We start from the raw sequence: 17,671 nt of genomic DNA, 5'->3' as shown, positions 1-17,671 counted from the left end.
CCGGTCGCTCAGAGTAAGGAACCCACAGCATGCGTATGAGCACCAGCATGATGTACCAACAGAACATGAACGGCATCACGGGCAACCAGTCGCTGTTCATGAAGGCGGCCGAGCAGCTTTCCTCGGGCAAGCGGGTGATCAACCCGTCCGACGATCCGCTGGCGGCGTCGCGCGCGGTGATGTTGTCGCAGTCGCAGGCGGAAAACAGCCAGTACACCCTGGCGCGCACCTTCGCTCGTCAGAACGTGTCGATGGAAGAAACGGTATTGGCCGGCGCGACCTCCACCATCGCGGATATGAAGGCGCTGATCGTCAACGCCGGCGGCACCGAAAGCGATAACGATCGCCAGTCGCTGGCCACCCAGCTGCAGGGGCTGAAAGATCAGCTGCTGAACCAGGCCAACAGCACCGACGGCAACGGCCGCTATATGTTCGGCGGATATGTGAACGACAAGGCGCCGTTCGTCGATAACGGCGGCACCGTCAGTTATCAGGGCGGGGACAAGACGGTTCAGCAGAAAGTGGACGCCAACCGCACCATGACCATCGGCCATACCGGCAACGCGGTGTTCATGTCGTTGACCAGCAATCCGAAGCCCGAGCCGGACGGCAGCGCGCCGGTCAGCAACGTATTCGAGAGCATCGATATTGCGCTGAACGCGTTGAAAACCCCGCTGCAGGGCGCCGACGAGGCCACCAAGCAGCAGGTGAACGATGCCTTGGCGAAAGCCAACCGCGGTCTGGACAACTCCTACAACAACGTGTTGAGCGTGCGCGCCGAGCTGGGCAGTCAGCTGCAGGAAATGGATCAGCTGGACAGCATCGGTAAAGAGCGTGACATGACCAACCAGATCCAGATGAGCGCGTTGACGGATGCCGATCTGGCCGAGTCTATCTCGTCTTATTTCATGCAGCAGGCAGCGCTGCAGGCGTCGTATAAAACCTTCAGCGATATGCAGGGCATGTCGCTGTTCCAGATGAATCGTTAAGAGCAATACCCCGTTGCCTGACCGCGACGGGTTTCCCTTTAGTGCGCTTAGAAAATGCCTTCTCCGCCTCGCGGGGAGGGAGGCTTCTTGAAACCGGGTGCACTCGTTTGGCGCGTCGCTCGTTCTCCCACTACTGACTGAGTGACGCGCCTTTTTTTCATCAGGAAAGAAATAATACGATTGTCACCCCTGTTTAATGCGCAATGGCATTATTGAAATCAGCGGTGGAAGAATCGCGATGGATATTATTTCCCTGACGATAAATAGCGCTGCTATTTCTTTTTCTTCTCCACTTTCCATTTTCCGCCGTCGGCCGTCTCGGTAAACGAAACTCTAAACTTGTTGCTTTTCCAGTGGGTCAGACCGAATAACCGGCGTGCTTTGCGGTTGCTTTTCGCTTTAATCATGAACTCGCTCCTGTGGTTAGCAAAGGTCGATGCTGCGCCCTGCAGCCGGTAGGCGCCGGACGCATTTATTCAGGGTGTAAGTTATCTGTCGCGCATTTTACCCTGCGTGACTGCGTTATTTTTTATTTCCAATTGGGAGTCAGCGTTTTTATCGCCGCTGATGACTAGCGTGGTACAAGCGATATTTCTGTTGCCGGGTCTATTCTAGGTCGGGGTTTTATTTATTCAAGCCGCCGGAGACATTTGAACCTTAATCCGGATAAAAGGCGTTTCTCAGGCTTTTGTCCCAAGAAAGCGTTTTTATTGCCATTTTGTCTCAGGCAGATAAGGGGGAAAGGGAGGGGCGTTGCAGGGGCTTAGAAGGTCATGCCGCCGATTACCGCCGCCAGTCGATCGAAGATTTCACCGAACAGATGTTCACAGAACGGCGCCAGCATCGGCATCATCATACCCAGCGTCATGATGCCGAAGGTCATGGTGACCGGGAAACCGATCACGAAGACCGACAGCTGCGGGGTCATGCGATTGAGCAGGCCGAGCGCCATGTTCAGCGTCAACAGCAGGCAGATCAGCGGCAGCGCCAGCATCATGCCGTTGATGAAAATCAGCGAGCCAACCTGGGTCAACACCAGGAAGCCGTTGCCGTTCAGCGGCTGCGTTTGGATAGGTAGGGTATGGAAGCTGTCCGCCAGCAGTGAAATCAGCCACAGATGGCCGTCGAAGCTGAGGAACAGCAGCATCGCCAGCAGGTTGAGCAGGCGCGCCAGCACCGGCATGTTCGGGCCGCCGCTGGGATCGAAGAAGGTGGCGAACGACAGACCCATCTGCATGCCGATCACTTCGCCCGCCAGGCGCACCGCCGCGAAGGCGAACTGCATGGTCAATCCCAGCGCCACGCCGATCAGAATCTGTTGAACCGCCAGCCACAGGCCGGCGGCGGAGAAGATCGGGATATTGCTGGCGGGCAGCGTCGGCGCGATCAGGATGACGATCAGCCCGCCAAGGCCGATTTTGACCTTTTTGCTGATTTGTTTTTCGCTGAATATCGGCGCGGTGCTGATCAGCGCCAGAATGCGCAGCAGCGGCCAAAAATAGTGGCTGAGCCAGACGGTGAGCTGGGCGCTGTCGAAGGTGAGCACGGTCAGCCGATCAGGGTGGGCAGGTTGCTGAACAGAGTGCGCATGTAGTCCAGCAACAGATTCAACATCCAGGGACCGGCGATGATGATGGTGGCCACCACCGCCAGAATTTTAGGGATGAACGACAGCGTCATTTCGTTGATCTGGGTGGCGGCCTGCAGCAGGCTGACGACCAGGCCGCTGATCAGCGCCGCCAGCAGCAGCGGGGCGGCCAGCGCCAGCGCGACTTTCATCGCTTCGGTGCCGAGCGCCATAACCGATTCAGGTGTCATCTCGCGTTCTCCGGTCAGGGGTTACGAATAGAAGCTCTGCGCCAGCGAGCCGAGCAGCAGCTGCCAGCCATCGACCAGCACGAACAGCATCAGCTTGAACGGCAGCGAGATGGTGGCGGGCGGCACCATCATCATCCCCAGCGCCATCAGCACGCTGGCGACCACCAGGTCGATAATCAGGAACGGAATGAACACCGTAAAGCCGATCTGGAAGGCGGTTTTCAGTTCGCTGGTGACGTAGGCGGGCAGCAGGATGCGCATCGGCACCGCCTCCGGGCCGGCCAGCGGCGGCTGATTGGCCAATCTGGCGTACAGCGCGAGATCGGTTTCGCGCGTTTGGCGCAGCATGAATTCGCGCAGTGGCTGCGCGCCTTTATCCAGCGCGACTTCCAGCCCGATTTTGTCCTGGCTGAACGGCAGGTAGGCATCCTGATAAACCTTGTCGAACACCGGCGACATGATGAAGAAGGTCAGGAACAACGCCAGCCCCAGCATCACCTGGTTCGGCGGCGCCGACGGCGTGCCCAGCGCGTTGCGCAGCAGGCCGAGCACGATGATGATGCGGGTGAAGCTGGTCATCATCAGCAGCATGGCCGGCAGGAAGGTCAGCGAGGTCAACAGAACCAGCGTCTGCACCGGCAGCGACCAGCTTTGGCCGCCGTTGGCCAGCGGCTGACTGATCAGCCCCGGCAGTTGTGCCAAAGCCGCCGGGCTGATGAACAGCAGGGCGGCAGGGAGCCAAACCGCCGGACGGCGGACGAGGGTATGAAGAGTCGAGGTCATGCCGATTTTTCCGGGCGTTTCAGAACTTTTTGCATCAGTTGGCGGAAGTCCGCCGGCGTCGCCACGTCGGCCGCGCCCTCGTCTTTCGGCGGGGCGGGCAGGGTGTGCAGCGGGGTGATCTGCTGGGCGGTGACGCCCAGTACCAGCAAGGTGTCATCGACTTCCACCACCACCACGCGCTCGCGCTGCCCGACCTGGCAACTGGCGCGCAGGTTGAGCAGTTTGTTGTTGCGCGCCTGCGGGGCGAAACCCAGCCGACGGAACAGCCAACCGGCCAGCAGGATCAGCAGCAGAATGCCGCCGAGCGCGCTGCTGACCTGCATCAACACCGAACCGGCCGGCAGGGCCGGCGCGGCGGGGGATTGGCTGCTTTGAACGGTTACGGGCGCCGCAACGGTCATCAGCGGCTCAGTCGACGCATGCGTTCGGATGGGGTGATAATGTCGGTGATGCGCACGCCGAACTTGTCGGCCACCACTACCACTTCACCTTGTGCGATCAGGTAACCGTTGATCAGGATGTCCAGCGGCTCGCCGGCCAGGCCGTCCAGCGCCACCACCGAGCCTTGCGACAGGCGCAGCAGCTCTTTGATGGTCATCTTGGTGCGCCCCAGTTCCACGGTCAGCTTGACCGGAATATCCAGGATCAGGTCGATATCCTGCAGGCTGCCGAGCGCATCCTGAGCTTCCAGCGACTTGAACACCCCTTCGGTGCTCGCGCCGGATTTCACTGTCGACTGCTGCTCGTTAAACGCATCAGCCCACAGATCGTCTACGGATTCCTTTCCTTCGCCAGACGGTTGCTTAGGATCACTCATTGGGCTGTTCCTCACTCAGAGCATTCAAAATAGGGTTAATCAAATGTTCAACACGCAGGGCATATTGCCCGTTTAACGTGCCGTATTGGCTGGTCAGAACCGGTACGCCGTCCACATGGGCGATCAGGCGTTCCGGCTTGTCTATCGGTAATACATCGCCCGGTTGCAGCTTCAGGACTTTCGACAGCCGCATCGGGATATCGACGAAGTTGGCGATCAGCTCCAGTTCGGAGTGCTGCACCTGCTTCACCAGCGTTTCGCGCCAGTGGCTGTCTTCCTGCCGCGAATTTTCCAGCGGCGGGTTGGTCAACAGCTCGCGCAGCGGTTCGATCATCGCGAACGGAATGCAGATGTTGAACTCGCCGGTCAGCGCGCCGATCTCCACCTGGAACGGCGTGGTGACCACGATGTCGTTCGGCGAGGTGGTGATGTTGGTGAACTTCACCTGCATTTCGGCGCGCACGTATTCCACGTCGATCTTGTAAATGGCGCTCCAGGCGTCGCCATAGGCGTCCAGCGCCAGGCGCAGCATGCGTTTGATCACCCGCTGTTCGGTCGGGGTGAATTCGCGGCCTTCGACTTTGGTCGGGAAGCGGCCGTCGCCGCCGAACAGGTTGTCGACGGCGATGAACACCAGACTCGGCGCGAACACGAACAGGGCAGTGCCGCGCAGCGGATTCAGATGCACCAGGTTCAGGTTGGTCGGCACCGGCAGGTTGCGGGCGAACTCGTGATACGGCTGGATTTTGATCGGGCCGACGGTAATGTCCGGGCTGCGGCGCAGCAGGTTGAACAACCCCATGCGGAACTGCCGGGCAAAACGTTCGTTGATGATTTCCAGCGCGTGCAGACGCTCGCGCACCACGCGGCGCTGGGTGTTCGGATCGTAAGGCTTGACCTCGCTCTCTTTGCCGACTATCGCTTCGGGTTCATCACCCGCGCTGTCGCCGTTGAGCAAGGCGTCGATCTCTGCCTGTGAAAGAATGCTATCGCCCATAGTGATTACCGCAGTATGAAGGCGGTGAACAGCACGTCGCTGACCACCTGCTTCGGTTGTCCCTTAACCAGCGGCGGGCTGAGCACGTCCTTAATCTGCGCCACCAGCTGTTGCTTCCCTTGTTCATTGGCCAGCTGGCCCGCTTCCTGACGGGAGAGCAGCATCAGCAAGCGGCTGCGCACTTCCGGCAGAAAATCGTTCAGCTGACGGCGGGTACTTTCGTCCGGCAGACGCAGCGTGAGGCCGATATACAGCACGCGATCCGGGTTGTTGTCCGGCGTCACCAGGTTGACGGTAAAGGTGTCGAGCGGCATGAACACCGGCGCGGCCGGCGGTTGCTGTTTGACGGCGGCCGGTTCGGCGCCGTTTTTATGCTGTTGCAGCAGCCACCAGCTGTAGCCCGCGGCGCCACAGGCGACGACGCTGATCAATACCAGCAGGATGACCAGAAGGGAGCGTTTCGGTGCTGCCGGAAGGGTGTTCTGAGACATAGCCAAATCTAATTCCTGTTGTTCCACCCGCAACCTGCGAGGCGGCGGGCATGGCGCGCGGCAAAGCCGCACGCATGACATGTAAAGGTATTATCGCGTCTATCACGGCGTGCAATAGCCTGAATAGACGCGCAAATGGGTGCCAGCTTGGGCGTTTGCGGCGGCTCAGGCGAAAATATCGACGCCGTTGACCGCACTGGCCATGCGCTGCAGCGCCACCGGCGCGCTGACGCCGTCGGCGGCCGCAGCCTCACCGCCAGCATGTTCAGCATAGCTGGAACGCCCCTGGCCGTTGGACGCCTGCTGCTGCCCCTGTTGCCATTGCGGGGTGGACTCGCCGCCCACGCTGCTTTGCCCCAGGTTGATGCCGCTCTCCGCCAGCGCGTGACGCAGCTGCGGCATCGCTGCTTCCACCGCCGCGCGCACCTGACCGTGGGCGGAGGCAATGTGCAATTGCGCCTGCTGATCGTCCAGTTTCAGCGTGATCTGCAAGGCGCCCAGCTCCTGCGGGTGCAGGCGCAGCTCGGCACTTTGCTGGCCGTTGCGGTGGAACATCAGCACCTGTTGGTTCAACGCCTGCTGCCATTCCGGGCTGCCCAGCTGCGCGTTGAGCTGCGGCGTAGGCGGTGCGGTCACCAGTGCGCTGGCCGGTGCGGCCGTTTGCGTTGGGCTGGCGGCGGCCAGGGCGACGGCATGGTTGAGCGTCGGTTGCTGCTGCGCATCGCTCGCCGGCAGCGGCTGTGCGGTACTTGCGCGCTCACCGCTGATCGGTTGCGGGAGCGCCGCCTTGGCATTATCGTCGCCGGTGGCCGGCGTTTTCGCCCCTGTCAGCGACGAAGCAGGGGATGCCGATGAACGCGCGGCGGTTTTATCACCGGCCGCCGCAATGTTCAGCAGGCCATTGCCGGGCAGCAGTGCAGTCGCCTCGTCAGCGTTTTCCACCGGCAGCGAACGTTGGCCTTCGGTCGGTTGCGCCTGGGCGACGAGCGCGGCCGGCAGCATGGCGTACAGCGCCTGCAGCGTTGCGGCATCCAGCTCTTTGGCGGCGGCGATCGGTGGTTGCGCCGGTTTGTCGCCGGCGGTGGGTGCCTCGGCTTCGGCGCCTTCAGGTGAAAGCGCATCGGCTGGGGTGGCCGGGTTCTGCAGCAGGCCGCCGCGCTCGCCGAAGGTGGCTAGCAGTTGATTGAGCTGGTTGCGGCTCAGGGCCGGGGCGCGTTCCTCGTCCGCGCTCAGCGCGACCGGCGGCTGTTTGCCATCGGCGGCGGGCGCGAAACGTGCGCCGAGCAGCTGGGCGAAGGCCGACGACAACTGGCTCTCATCCAGCGCCGACGTCAGTTCGGCCAGGCCGCCGGCGTCGCCGGGTAAGGCCAGGCCGGGCAGGGCGTTCAGATTCATGGGTTGATATTCCTTTGTGCACTGCGTTGAGCGAACTCATCCATCAGTTTTTGATCCCGTTTGTTCTCCTGCTGCTGCTCCGCATTTAAGGCGCGGGTATGCAGGGTCTCGAAAGCGTTCAGCCGCTGTTGTTTGTCTTGCCATTGCTTCACCGCATGATCCACTTTCTGCCCCCACTGCAGCAGCTGCTGGCGGTGCTGGTCGATGGCCTGTTCCAGCGTGCCGATAAACTGCTGGTAGTTTTGCCAGCTAGAGCTGTCCATGCCGTCGCAAAGCGTATGATTCAGCTTCTGGCGGTATTCGTCCTGATAGTTGAGCAGCATCGACAGCTGTTGCTCTGCCGCCTGCTGCGCCTGCCGTACCTGGCCCAGCTGTTGCGCGGCCTGTTCCACCGCGTCCTGCGCCAGATCTCGCAGGGTAATCAGGGGGGATTGTGATTTCATCGCTGTGCGCCTCTGGTGACGTTAAACAATCAACTGCTGCAGCTGTTGACAGGCTTCATCATAGCCGCTGCGTTCAAAGATGCCCTGCTGCAGGTAAGCTTCCATCTGCGGATACAGCGTCATCGCTTTGTCCAGCAACGGATCGCTGCCCGCCGCGTAGGCGCCGACGCTGATCAGATCGCGGTTGCGCTGATAGCTGGCCAGCATCTGTTTGAAGGTGCGTACCCGGCGGTAATGCTCTTCGTCGATCAGCGACGTCATGGCGCGGCTGATTGACGCTTCGATGTCGATAGCCGGGTAATGGCCGGCTTCCGCCAGGCGCCGGGACAGCACCACGTGGCCGTCGAGGATGGCGCGCGCCGAGTCGGCGATCGGGTCTTGCTGATCGTCCCCTTCGGTCAATACGGTGTAGAAGGCGGTAATGGAACCGCCGCCGCTGATGCCGTTACCCGCGCGTTCCACCAGCGCAGGCAGTTTGGCGAAGACCGAAGGCGGATAGCCTTTGGTCGCCGGCGGTTCGCCGATGGCCAGGGCGATCTCACGCTGCGCCATGGCGTAGCGGGTAAGGGAGTCCATGATCAGCAACACGTGCTGCCCGCGATCGCGGAAATCTTCGGCGATGCGGGTGGCGTAGGCCGCCCCCTGCATGCGCAGCAACGGCGATACGTCCGCCGGCGCAGCGATCACCACCGAGCGCGCCCGGCCTTCGGCACCGAGAATGTTCTCGATAAAGTCTTTGACCTCGCGGCCGCGCTCGCCGATCAGGCCAACGACGATCACATCTGCCTGGGTATAACGGGCCATCATGCCGAGCAACACGCTCTTGCCGACGCCGGAGCCGGCGAACAGGCCCATGCGCTGGCCGCGACCGACGGTCAGCAGACCGTTGATGGTGCGCACCCCCACGTCCAGCACCTGCTCGATCGGCGTGCGCTGCAAGGGGTTGAACGGCGCGGTGATCAGTGGCGCGCGGTAACCGGTTTCCGGTGAAGGCAGGCCGTCGAGCGGTTTGGCGCTGCCGTCCAGCACCCGTCCCAACAGGGCTGGGCCGAGCGGCAGCTGTTTGCCGGCGCTTTGGCCTTCCGGCGCGATGCGGGCGTAAACCCGCGCGCCCGGCACGATGCCTTCGACTTCTTCCAGCGGCATCAGGAACAGCCGCTGGCCGTTGAAGCCGACCACTTCGCTTTCCACTTCCTGCACTTCACCGGCGTCGTGCCGTTCGATGAGGCAGGTCGCGCCGAGCGGCAGCTGCAGGCCGGTAGCCTCCAGCACCAGCCCGGTGGCGCGGGTCAGGCGGCCGTAGCGGCGCACCGTCGGCGCGCGGGCGATGCGTTTTTCCAGCGTATCCAGAGAACTCAGCCAGCGGCCGAGACGCGCGGTCATCAGACTTCTCCCGGTGCCGCCAGGCGGCACAGTTCATGCCAGCGCGTCGCCAGGCTGGCGTCGAGATCGCCTTCCTCGGCGCTGACCTTGCAGCCGCCCGGATGCAGTTCGCCGTCCGCCAACAGGCGCCAGCCGTGCAGGCTGAGGGTAACCCCCAACTGTTGCTCGACGCGGGGGTAGTCGTACGGGTGGACCCGCAGCTGCGGCTTGCCGTTGAACATCGGCTCCTGCTGGATCAGCTGTTGGATCTGCGCGAGCAGGGCGGTGCCGTCGCACACCGGCGGCTGGCCCAGCACCTGTTTGGCGGCGGTCAACGCCAGCTGCATCAACCGTGAAGCGATCACGCTGTCGAGCGCGTCCAGCGTGTGCTGGAATTCGGTAACCAACTGCTGCCAGTGGGCGGTCAGCGGCTGTTGCTGCTGCTGCGCTTCCAGCAGCCCTTGCTGACGGCCTTCTTCCAGACCGGACTGAAAACCGGCTTCATAGCCTTTTTGCTGGCCGTCGGCATAGCCCAACTGCTGGCCCTGTTGCTCAGCCTGCAGCCGCAGCGTCGCCAACTGCTGTTGCAATTCGGCCTGCGCGTCCGGCGACGGATCGCTTTGTTCGAGATCCGGCAGCGGCGGCAGGTCGAACGCCGGTTTCTGTTCGCCCAAATCGTTGAGCGACCAGGGCTGCCAGGGCAGGGTGTTAATGCGATCAGACATAGGTGTCCTCGCCGCCGCCAATGATCATTTCGCCGGTTTCCGCCAGGCGTCTTACCACCAACAGGATGGCTTTCTGCTCGTTCTCCACCTGCGACATGCGCACCGGCCCACGGTTGGCCAGATCGTCGCGCAGGATGTCGGCGGCGCGTTGCGACATGTTCTTGAGGAACTTCTCGCGCAGCGGCTGTTCGGCGCCTTTCAATGCGATCAGCAGCGACTCGCCTTCCACTTCCTGCAGCAGACGCTGGATGCTGCGATCGTCGACTTCCACCAGGTTTTCGAACAGGAACATCTCGTCGATGATCTTCTGCGCCAGCTCGCCGTCGTATTCGCGCATCGCGTCGATGACCGCTTCTTCCTGCTGGGTTTTCATCAGGTTGATGATCTCGGCGGCGGTGCGCACCCCGCCCATTTTGCTGCGCTTGAGGTTCTGGCCGTCGAGCAGGTTGTTCAGCACTTCGGTCAGCTCCGCCAACGCCGCCGGCTGCACGCCGCCGAAGGTGGCGATACGCAGCATCACGTCGTTGCGCAGACGTTCGTCGAACAGGGCCAGGATATCCGCCGCCTGGCCGCGTTTGAGGTGCACCAGAATAGTGGCGATGATCTGCGGGTGTTCGTCGCGGATCAGATCGGCAGCGCTCTGCGGCTCCATAAAGTTGAGCGTTTCCATGCCGGTGGTGGTCTCGCGCGATTCGAGAATGTCTTCCAGCAGGCTGGCGGCGCGCTCTTCGCCCAGGGCCTTGACCAGCACCGAGCGCAGATAGTCGCTGGCGTTGACGCTCAGCGCCGCGTATTGCTCGGCGTCGTCTTCAAACTCGGTCAGTACTTCGCCGAGCTGTTTGTGCGAAACCTGGCTCATGCCGGCCATGGTGCCGCTCAGCAGCTGTACTTCGCGCGAGGAGAGGTGCTTGAACACCTCCGCCGCGCGATCTTCACCCAGCGTCATCAGCAAGATGGCGCTTTTGTCGGTTCCGGTCAGGCTCATATCTCGTTACTCATCCATTGGCGGATTACCAGAGCGACCACGCGTGGGTCTTTATCAGCCAGATCGCGGATCCGCTGGCTCTGGACTTCTGCGCTGACGCGCTGCTGCGATTTACGACGCTGCGCCAGCTCCTCGTTGCTCGGTTTGCCGCTGTCGGCCGGTTTGGCGGCAGGGGCATTGGCGGCGGCGATGGCGGCCTGTTGCGCCGCCTGGCGCTGTTGCAGCTGTGGCCGCACCAGTTTGCGCCACAGCAGCCAGGCCACCAGCAGCACCAGCAGATAGCGGCCCGCGTCGATCAGGCGATCGATAAACGACTGGCTTTGCCAGAACGGCAGTTCGCCACCGGTCACCTGACTGTCGGTAAACGGCGTGTTGACCACGTTCAGGGTATCGCCACGGCTGCTGGAGTAGCCCATCGCTTCACGCACCAGCGCTTCGATCTGCGCCAACTGCTCTTTGCTCATTGGCTGCGGTTTGCCGTCTTTATCTACGCCGAGGTAGTTGACTACCACGGCGACCGACAGGCGCTGCACGGTGCCGGCCTTTTGCTGGGTGTGGCGAATGGTGCGGTCGAGTTCGTAGTTGGTAGTCGCGTCGCGACGGGTGTTTTGCGGTACGCCGTTGGCCGCCGCGCTGCGGGTGGTTGCGGCGTTTTGCGCGGTGGCATTGGCATTGTTGCCTGCGGCGTTGGCCGGCTTGACGGTCTCAATCGGCGCGGTGGCCGGTGCGCTTGGCTGATTGGACAGCGCGCCTGGCACGCCGCCCACCTGTGGCCCGCCGATCTGCTCGCTCAGGCTGGTTTGCTGAGAGCGAATAGCGGCTTTGTCAGGCTGTTGGTTAGGTTGGTACTGTTCATCGGTTTGCTCGCGCGTGGCGAAGTCGATCTGCGCCGTGACCTGCGCGCGCACGTTGGCGCTGCCGACCACCGGGGCGAGGATCGCCTCGATGCGGCGCTGGAAGCCGTTTTCCACTTCGTTGGCGTATTTCAGCTGCGAGGCGTTGAGATCGCGCCCGGTGCCGTCGGACTGCGTCAGCAGGCGGCCAGCCTGGTCGACCACGGTCACGTTGCCCGGCGGCAGGCCGGCGACGCTGCTCGACACCATATAAACGATGGCGTTGATCTGGCCGTCGTCCAGCGCACGGCCGGGTTGCAGGGTCAGCGTCACCGACGCGGAAGGAGATTTCTGTTCGCGTACGAACAGCGAGGGTTTCGGCAACGCCAGGTGAACGCGGGCGTTTTGCACCGGCCCCAGCGACTCGATGGTGCGCGACAGCTCGCCTTCAAGGGCGCGCTGATAGTTGATCTGCTCGCTGAACTGGCTGATGCCGAATTTTTCCTGATCCAGCAGTTCGAAACCGACGGCGCCGCCTTTCGGCAGCCCTTGCTGCGCGAGGCGCAGACGGGTTTCATGCACTTTTTCCGCCGGGATCAGCAGCGCTGCGCCATTTTCGGCAAAGCGATAAGGGATATTCATCTGCGTCAGCTGGGTGACGATGGCGCCGCCGTCGCGGTCGTTCAGATTGCTGTACAGCACGCGGTAGTCGGGGCTTTTCACCCACAACAGCAGCGCGACGACGATCGCGATCGCGGCGGAAGCGGCGACCAGCAACGGAATTTTCGGGTTGGCGCGCAGACGATTCCAGATGGCTTGCAGGCCGTTGTCGCGGCTTTCGCCGGCGGTTATCGAAGCACTCATTTTAGGTCTCGTCCTTCAATGGCGCTCACGATCCCGTATGGGCGGCTGAGCAGCTCCCTGCCAGGCTGATGAACGGTATGGTTAGCGTTGTGTGACAAAACAGACTCCCTGATACACATATCTTCTAAATAGCGGCGCTCCCATTTCTGGGCAGGCCATTATTCGCCTTATCAGACGATTCCGATTGCCCGATAAGCCGGGTTTTTTGCAGTTAATTAACCGCTTTAGGTCTGAAAACGCTGTGCTAGGGTGTGCATCATTGGAGAAGTGCAGGGTGAAAACGTTACCCGGCGAGACGAGATGATTGAGGATCAGATGGCGATTCAGGGCATTGAAGGGGTACTGCAGCAGATGCAGACCATGGCGGTTCAGGCCGGCAAGATGGGGCAGAATGCGGCGCCGCAGGGCGTCAGCTTCGCCAGCGAACTGACCGCGGCGCTCGGCAAGATCAGCGAGACCCAGCAAACGGCGCGCAAACAGGCGCAGGATTTCGAACTGGGCGTGCCGGGCATCAGCCTGAACGATGTGATGGTCGATCTGCAGAAATCGTCGGTGTCTTTACAGCTGGGCGTACAGGTGCGCAACAAGCTGGTGGCGGCCTACCAGGATATTATGAATATGCCGGTGTGATGAACGTGCCGATCATTTTTCAGTGAAATTTGGGTCGGCGCTGTTACCCTATAGCGACGGTCATTTATCGGGATAGGATGATGTACAAATCGCTGTATCTTGCTCTGGGTATCATGGCGTTGTCTGGATGCGCCGGGCAAAACGATGACTATTCATCGGCACAAAAAAACGCGGCTCATCAGGACGCCGGCAAAGAATGGAAAGCGTTTGTCGCGCCACTGTCGGTGAAAACGCAGTCGCCCGGCGAGCGAGAAATGAAACGCGCTGCCCGGCAATACTGAAGTCACGACTTCAGCCAATAGGCAAAAAAAACCAGCTATCGAAATAGCTGGCTGAAGGTGCGATAAAACATTTATGTATGTGATGTAGGAGCGTCGACGCCCGCTCGAAGTGGTGCCGACGCGGTTATCATATTTGTTATGTTATAACAAATCAATGCTGCTGTGCGTTTGCTTCAGCCTGCCAATTCTGCGATCCGCTCGCGGGCGTTCGCCAACCCCTGAGCGAGGCCGTGCGGTTTCATATCCAGCCCTTCGGCATAGATAAACTGCACGTCGCCGATCCCCATCAGCCCCATCACCGAGCGCAGGTACGGCGTCACGGCGTCGGTCGGCTGGCCGGCGTGTATGCCGCCGCGTGAACTGAATACCAGCGCATTGACGCCTTCTACCAGCCCCACTGGGTAAGTGGCGGTATAGTTGAACGTCACCCGGGCGCGGGCCACCAGATCGAACCAGTTTTTCAGCTGGGTTGGAACGTTGAGGTTATACATCGGCGCGCCGATCAGCAGCAGATCGCTCCCTTTCAGTTCGGCAATCAGCCGGTCGGAGAGCGCTACCGTCGCTTTGGCGCGTGGGCTGATGTTTTCTGCGCCTCGCAGCGCATCGAACAGCTCGCCGTCCAATACCGGCAGATCCAAGGCCGCCAAATCGTGTTCGACGATCTGATCTTCATATCCTTTGGCCCGACGCGCCGCCAGATAGTGGTCAATCAGGTTATTGGTCTGCGAGTCGTTTCCCATAATGCTGGATTTGAGTACCAGTATTTTTTTCATGCTGTTGTCCTCTGACGGTAATCTGTGGTTTTCACCGGGACTCCGGAATGACTGCAGGTTACCATTGCCTGATGCTCACCAGTGGTGATAGGTTTTCACTTAATTGATTCCAATTTGGAAGCATTAAGATGAAAAGCGATCTCAGCGCACTGCCGGCGTTTGTTGCCGTAGCGGAAGGCGGCAGTTTTGCCGCCGCCGCAGAAAAATTGCATCTGACACGTTCTGCGGTCAGCAAAATCGTGTCGCGTCTGGAGGCGCGGCTGGGCGTGATGTTGTTTATGCGCACGACGCGCAGCCTGAGCCTGACGGATGAAGGGGCGTTGTACTACGAGCACTGCCGGCAGGCGTTGGCGAACGTTCAGGCGGCGGAAAACCAGTTGGACAGTGGCAAGATGCAGGTCCGAGGCCGGCTCAGGATCTCGATGCCGGTGTTGTTCGGCCATCTGTGCATTGCACCCTTGATGACGGCACTGGCGAATGAGCATCCCTTACTGACGCTGGAAATTTCGTTCAACGACCGCAGGATCGATCTGATCGATGAGGGGTTCGATCTGGCGGTTCGCATCGGCGAACTGGCGGACAGCGGCAGTTTGGTTGCCCGGCGCTTGGGCGAACACGGCATGCTGCTGTGCGCCTCGCCCGACTACCTGCGGCGCAGTGGTGAACCGAGCACGCTGGACGCGTTAAGCCAACACCAGGCGGTGGGGTATCTGCACGCCGGCGCCGTGTTGCCCTGGCAACTTCGCGGCGAAAACGGTGAGCTGCAGTCGTTCAGGCCACCGGCCAAGATGATGATGGATGACATGCAGGGGATCGTCGATGCCGTTTCCGCCGGAGCCGGTATTGCCTGGCTGCCGGAGTGGCTGGTACGCGAGCGGCTGATGGCAGGGACGCTGGTGGAAATCATGCGCGGTGGATCCAGCCTCAGTTTTCCGGTGAATGCCGTGTGGCCCTATATGCCTTACCAGCCGCTCAAGGTGCGGCTGGCGGTGGAAAAACTGGTGGCGGAGCTACCGGGGAAATTGGCGCTTGTGGCACCACCGGTATTGCCGTGCTAATGGCCGGTGTCGCAACCGACAAGGAATGGGCGCTAATCTACCGAATAGAGGGGCGAAAACGGTGCTGTCAGGCTTATTGAATACGCAGGTGACCGTTTATTATAGCCTGATTAGTAGGGTTATTATTCGAGGCAGGTCAATGAGCACGAAAAGCGAATCCAGATGGCGTCTGATCAGTATTTTAATGCTGACGGTACTTGCCGTATTAATTGGCGTTCTGGTTAAACTGGACTGAAGTCTGACCAGGCGATAAAAAGCCTGGCCGTTTTATTGTGCGGCAAGTAAACGCATCATGTCTTCTTCATACAACAATACCAACAGCCACAGCCCCAACAACGTGATTGCTAGAGAAAATAATCGCTTTTCATTACGCATCATTTATTTCGCTCTTCGGCGGATGAACGTTGCGTAGCGTATCTCGGCGGTGTGACAATCGTTAGGGATCTGTGTCAAATAAAGCCATTTTGTTACGCGTCTATTTAGGTTTCTCCGGCGACCAGCGACTCAATGCCTTGAGAGCCGGGTTCCATAATCCTTTGATGACCGCGAATAGCGGTAGGGGCGAAACCGAAACGTTTGCGAAAACGTTCGGCGAAACGTGATGCGCTTTCATAGCCGACATGTTGCGCAATGGCGGAGATCGGCCAGTCGGTCGACTGCAGCAGGGCCAGCGCGCTACTCATGCGCACGTCGATCATCAGATTACGCAATGCGGTATTTTCCATCGACAGTTTGCGGCGCAGCATCACTTCACTCATCGACAGGCTTTCCGCCACTTTGGCCGCCGTCCAAATGCTGTGCGGATCGGTTGCCAGGCAGCGACGCACGCGTTGGGTGAGGTCTTTGGCTTCGTTGTGGATGAAGCGAATGCCGAACTGGGCCAGCCACAGCAGAATTTCCAGCATTTTGTGCCGCACGATGATGGTGGGAAACCGCTGCCGGAGCGCCAGCGCCAGGCTGGTCGTCTCAAAACTGTGCTTCAGGGCGCAGGGCAGGTTGCGCAGCGCCAGGACGGCATCGAACGGCATTGGCGTCGGCGCTTCCTCAGCCGGAGGCTGAATCGTGAGCAGCCGTGGATCGCAGGTCAGCAACTGGCAGCTGAAAACACCTTCTGCGGATGGGCCATTAATAATATCCACCGTTTGCCCCCCGTCGATAATCAACAGCTCGCCGGCATGAGCCACCACCTCGTGTTGTTGCCAGCGTACGCGCTTATGGCCTTGTTGTATCAGATACAGATGTGGTTGCTCAAAATAGACTGAAGGGAATAATAATTCAGTATGCTGAATGATGTGCGCTGAGGCGCCAATTCCTGGACAGAGATTAATTGTACGTTCCATCGATATTCATTTCGCAGCCATTATCTGAGAATATCTTTACGCTTTGATCCGCGTTGGAGCAACATTTTTCCATGGGCCGTGAAACACAGCGGCGTGTTTTATCTATCAAAAATCAATTTCCTGCTGAACAGAAAACGTCCGTGTCGGGATAATGTTTATCCATTAAAGTGAGAGCCAGGCTCGAAGCGCGCATTTTACCAATTACCCATAAACTGAATAATTCAAATGCCATAGATTAATATCCTAACGTAACCCGAGAGTAATAGCGCATAGTGCTATTTAATCCATTTTCGTCAGTATTGTCGATCTTATCGGACCTGTGGTTCCCCCAGCAACAGCGCACGATCATGAAACTGGCCGTAGGTATTGTTGACCACGTTCTGGCGCGTGGACTGTTCGATCAGCATCTTCAGCTCATCCATCCGCTGCTGTAACAGACGTTTGAGCTCGGTTTCGTTGTCGAGGATCTGTTGCAGCTTATTGCGCAGCATCTCCTGCAAGGCCATTGACGGGCCGGCTTGCCCGGTGAAGGCGGCGGTTTTTTCCACCGCCGTCACGTAAGCGAATTCGAGCTCGACGAGCTCCTCCCAGCGCCCGGTTTGCGCCAGCGCGATCATCTGGCTGCTCAGGCTATAAATTTGTTGATAAGCGGCTAACAGCTGCTGTTGACGTTCCATTACATGGCGTCCTGCGAAGGTTGGTAGTTAGGGCCAATCTGGCGCCAGGCGTCGGCGATGTTTTCCAGCAGTTTGACCACTTCGGCGATCGCCGCTTCGTCGTTGTGCAGGTTGGCCTGCATCAGCCGACGCTTCATATAGTCGTACAACGCCGCCAGGTTTTCGGCGATCTCGCCGCCCTGCTGAGGGTCGAGGCCGCTTTTCAGACCGTTGTCGATGATATTGATGGCTTTGGACAGCGCCATACCTTTGCCGGCGATATCGCCCTGGTTCATCAGGATGCGTGCGCGAAGCAGGGCGCTGAGCGCCCCGTCGAACAACATCACGATTAACTGGTGCGGGCTGGCGCTCATGGCGCCGCTTTCCAGACTGACCTGCGCATAGGCCTGAGTGCCGCTACGGTTATACAT

General features: G+C 60.1%; 22 protein-coding genes. 4 read left to right on the top strand and 18 right to left on the bottom strand.

Going from position 1 to position 17,671, the window contains the following annotated elements; genetic code table 11:
• Window positions 1–29 precede the first annotated feature (29 nt).
• Complete coding sequence (flgL, locus tag ACSJLU_RS14620; protein WP_016927302.1) at window positions 30–989, top strand: flagellar hook-associated protein FlgL; 960 nt, start codon at window positions 30–32, stop codon at window positions 987–989.
• 272 nt (window positions 990–1,261) lie between these two features.
• Here flgL and sra read toward each other — a convergent pair whose 3' ends face one another.
• The 14 genes from sra to fliF all read right to left on the bottom strand — a co-directional run bounded on the left by sra (window position 1,262) and on the right by fliF (window position 12,502).
• A complete protein-coding gene (sra, locus tag ACSJLU_RS14615; protein WP_087763075.1) occupies window positions 1,262–1,396 on the bottom strand; it encodes a stationary-phase-induced ribosome-associated protein in 135 nt (44 codons plus the stop codon).
• A 356-nt stretch (window positions 1,397–1,752) separates the two neighbouring features.
• The gene (fliR, locus tag ACSJLU_RS14610; protein WP_043138626.1) at window positions 1,753–2,535 is read right to left on the bottom strand and encodes a flagellar biosynthetic protein FliR; all 783 of its coding nucleotides are present in this window, start codon (window positions 2,533–2,535) and stop codon (window positions 1,753–1,755) included.
• 2 nt (window positions 2,536–2,537) lie between these two features.
• Window positions 2,538–2,807: a flagellar biosynthesis protein FliQ gene (gene fliQ, locus ACSJLU_RS14605; protein ID WP_004934803.1), complete on the bottom strand. Its 270-nt coding sequence runs from the start codon at window positions 2,805–2,807 to the stop codon at window positions 2,538–2,540.
• A 21-nt stretch (window positions 2,808–2,828) separates the two neighbouring features.
• Window positions 2,829–3,590, bottom strand: a complete 762-nt coding sequence (gene fliP, locus ACSJLU_RS14600) for a flagellar type III secretion system pore protein FliP (protein WP_025303257.1) — start codon at window positions 3,588–3,590, stop codon at window positions 2,829–2,831.
• Window positions 3,587–3,991: a flagellar biosynthetic protein FliO gene (gene fliO / locus ACSJLU_RS14595; RefSeq protein WP_025303256.1), complete on the bottom strand. Its 405-nt coding sequence runs from the start codon at window positions 3,989–3,991 to the stop codon at window positions 3,587–3,589. The genes fliP and fliO overlap by 4 nt, the downstream gene beginning before the upstream one ends.
• Window positions 3,991–4,407 carry a flagellar motor switch protein FliN gene (gene fliN / locus ACSJLU_RS14590; protein ID WP_342096354.1) on the bottom strand — a complete coding sequence of 139 codons (417 nt, stop codon included), beginning with the start codon at window positions 4,405–4,407 and terminating at the stop codon, window positions 3,991–3,993. The genes fliO and fliN overlap by 1 nt, the downstream gene beginning before the upstream one ends.
• Window positions 4,400–5,404, bottom strand: a complete 1,005-nt coding sequence (fliM, locus tag ACSJLU_RS14585; protein ID WP_025303254.1) for a flagellar motor switch protein FliM — start codon at window positions 5,402–5,404, stop codon at window positions 4,400–4,402. The genes fliN and fliM overlap by 8 nt, the downstream gene beginning before the upstream one ends.
• Window positions 5,405–5,409: 5 nt before the next feature.
• On the bottom strand, window positions 5,410–5,895 hold the full coding sequence (gene fliL / locus ACSJLU_RS14580) for a flagellar basal body-associated protein FliL (RefSeq protein ID WP_025303253.1): 486 nt from the start codon (window positions 5,893–5,895) through the stop codon (window positions 5,410–5,412).
• Between the two features lie 165 nt (window positions 5,896–6,060).
• Window positions 6,061–7,290, bottom strand: a complete 1,230-nt coding sequence (locus ACSJLU_RS14575) for a flagellar hook-length control protein FliK (protein WP_342096353.1) — start codon at window positions 7,288–7,290, stop codon at window positions 6,061–6,063.
• Window positions 7,287–7,733: a flagellar export protein FliJ gene (fliJ, locus tag ACSJLU_RS14570; protein WP_043138615.1), complete on the bottom strand. Its 447-nt coding sequence runs from the start codon at window positions 7,731–7,733 to the stop codon at window positions 7,287–7,289. Before fliJ ends, ACSJLU_RS14575 begins: the two co-directional genes overlap by 4 nt.
• Before the next feature lie 21 nt (window positions 7,734–7,754).
• Window positions 7,755–9,116 (bottom strand): flagellar protein export ATPase FliI, encoded by a 1,362-nt coding sequence (gene fliI, locus ACSJLU_RS14565; protein WP_004934781.1) that lies wholly within the window; start codon window positions 9,114–9,116, stop codon window positions 7,755–7,757.
• Window positions 9,116–9,820 (bottom strand): flagellar assembly protein FliH, encoded by a 705-nt coding sequence (fliH, locus tag ACSJLU_RS14560; protein WP_342096352.1) that lies wholly within the window; start codon window positions 9,818–9,820, stop codon window positions 9,116–9,118. The genes fliI and fliH overlap by 1 nt, the downstream gene beginning before the upstream one ends.
• Window positions 9,813–10,805, bottom strand: coding sequence for a flagellar motor switch protein FliG (gene fliG / locus ACSJLU_RS14555; protein ID WP_025303249.1), 993 nt, complete (start codon window positions 10,803–10,805; stop codon window positions 9,813–9,815). The genes fliH and fliG overlap by 8 nt, the downstream gene beginning before the upstream one ends.
• Window positions 10,802–12,502, bottom strand: a complete 1,701-nt coding sequence (gene fliF, locus ACSJLU_RS14550; RefSeq protein WP_025303248.1) for a flagellar basal-body MS-ring/collar protein FliF — start codon at window positions 12,500–12,502, stop codon at window positions 10,802–10,804. The genes fliG and fliF overlap by 4 nt, the downstream gene beginning before the upstream one ends.
• 315 nt (window positions 12,503–12,817) lie before the next feature.
• On the opposite strand from fliF, the gene fliE reads away from it, so the two are divergent.
• Together fliE and ACSJLU_RS14540 are read left to right on the top strand one after the other, a co-directional pair.
• Window positions 12,818–13,132, top strand: coding sequence for a flagellar hook-basal body complex protein FliE (gene fliE / locus ACSJLU_RS14545; protein ID WP_025159836.1), 315 nt, complete (start codon window positions 12,818–12,820; stop codon window positions 13,130–13,132).
• Between the two features lie 77 nt (window positions 13,133–13,209).
• Window positions 13,210–13,413: a hypothetical protein gene (locus tag ACSJLU_RS14540; protein WP_141998313.1), complete on the top strand. Its 204-nt coding sequence runs from the start codon at window positions 13,210–13,212 to the stop codon at window positions 13,411–13,413.
• A 173-nt stretch (window positions 13,414–13,586) separates the two neighbouring features.
• Here the strand turns inward: ACSJLU_RS14540 and ACSJLU_RS14535 are convergent, their stop codons facing one another.
• Window positions 13,587–14,186: an FMN-dependent NADH-azoreductase gene (locus tag ACSJLU_RS14535; protein WP_060433359.1), complete on the bottom strand. Its 600-nt coding sequence runs from the start codon at window positions 14,184–14,186 to the stop codon at window positions 13,587–13,589.
• Window positions 14,187–14,314: 128 nt separating this feature from the next.
• Here ACSJLU_RS14535 and ACSJLU_RS14530 point away from each other — a divergent pair, with 128 nt between their 5' ends.
• Window positions 14,315–15,244 (top strand): LysR family transcriptional regulator, encoded by a 930-nt coding sequence (locus ACSJLU_RS14530; RefSeq protein ID WP_025303245.1) that lies wholly within the window; start codon window positions 14,315–14,317, stop codon window positions 15,242–15,244.
• A gap of 479 nt (window positions 15,245–15,723) precedes the next feature.
• Here the strand turns inward: ACSJLU_RS14530 and ACSJLU_RS14525 are convergent, their stop codons facing one another.
• The 3 genes from ACSJLU_RS14525 to fliS form a co-directional block, all read right to left on the bottom strand.
• Window positions 15,724–16,584, bottom strand: coding sequence for a helix-turn-helix transcriptional regulator (locus ACSJLU_RS14525; RefSeq protein ID WP_025303244.1), 861 nt, complete (start codon window positions 16,582–16,584; stop codon window positions 15,724–15,726).
• Window positions 16,585–16,892: 308 nt separating this feature from the next.
• On the bottom strand, window positions 16,893–17,261 hold the full coding sequence (fliT, locus tag ACSJLU_RS14520) for a flagella biosynthesis regulatory protein FliT (protein WP_004934765.1): 369 nt from the start codon (window positions 17,259–17,261) through the stop codon (window positions 16,893–16,895).
• Window positions 17,261–17,671, bottom strand: a complete 411-nt coding sequence (fliS, locus tag ACSJLU_RS14515) for a flagellar export chaperone FliS (RefSeq protein WP_025303243.1) — start codon at window positions 17,669–17,671, stop codon at window positions 17,261–17,263. Before fliS ends, fliT begins: the two co-directional genes overlap by 1 nt.

The sequence above is a fragment of the Serratia bockelmannii genome (assembly GCF_051803255.1).
GTDB lineage: Bacteria > Pseudomonadota > Gammaproteobacteria > Enterobacterales > Enterobacteriaceae > Serratia > Serratia bockelmannii.
Note: the sequence above shows the minus strand (reverse complement) of the source record. Positions and strands in the feature narration are given on the sequence as shown.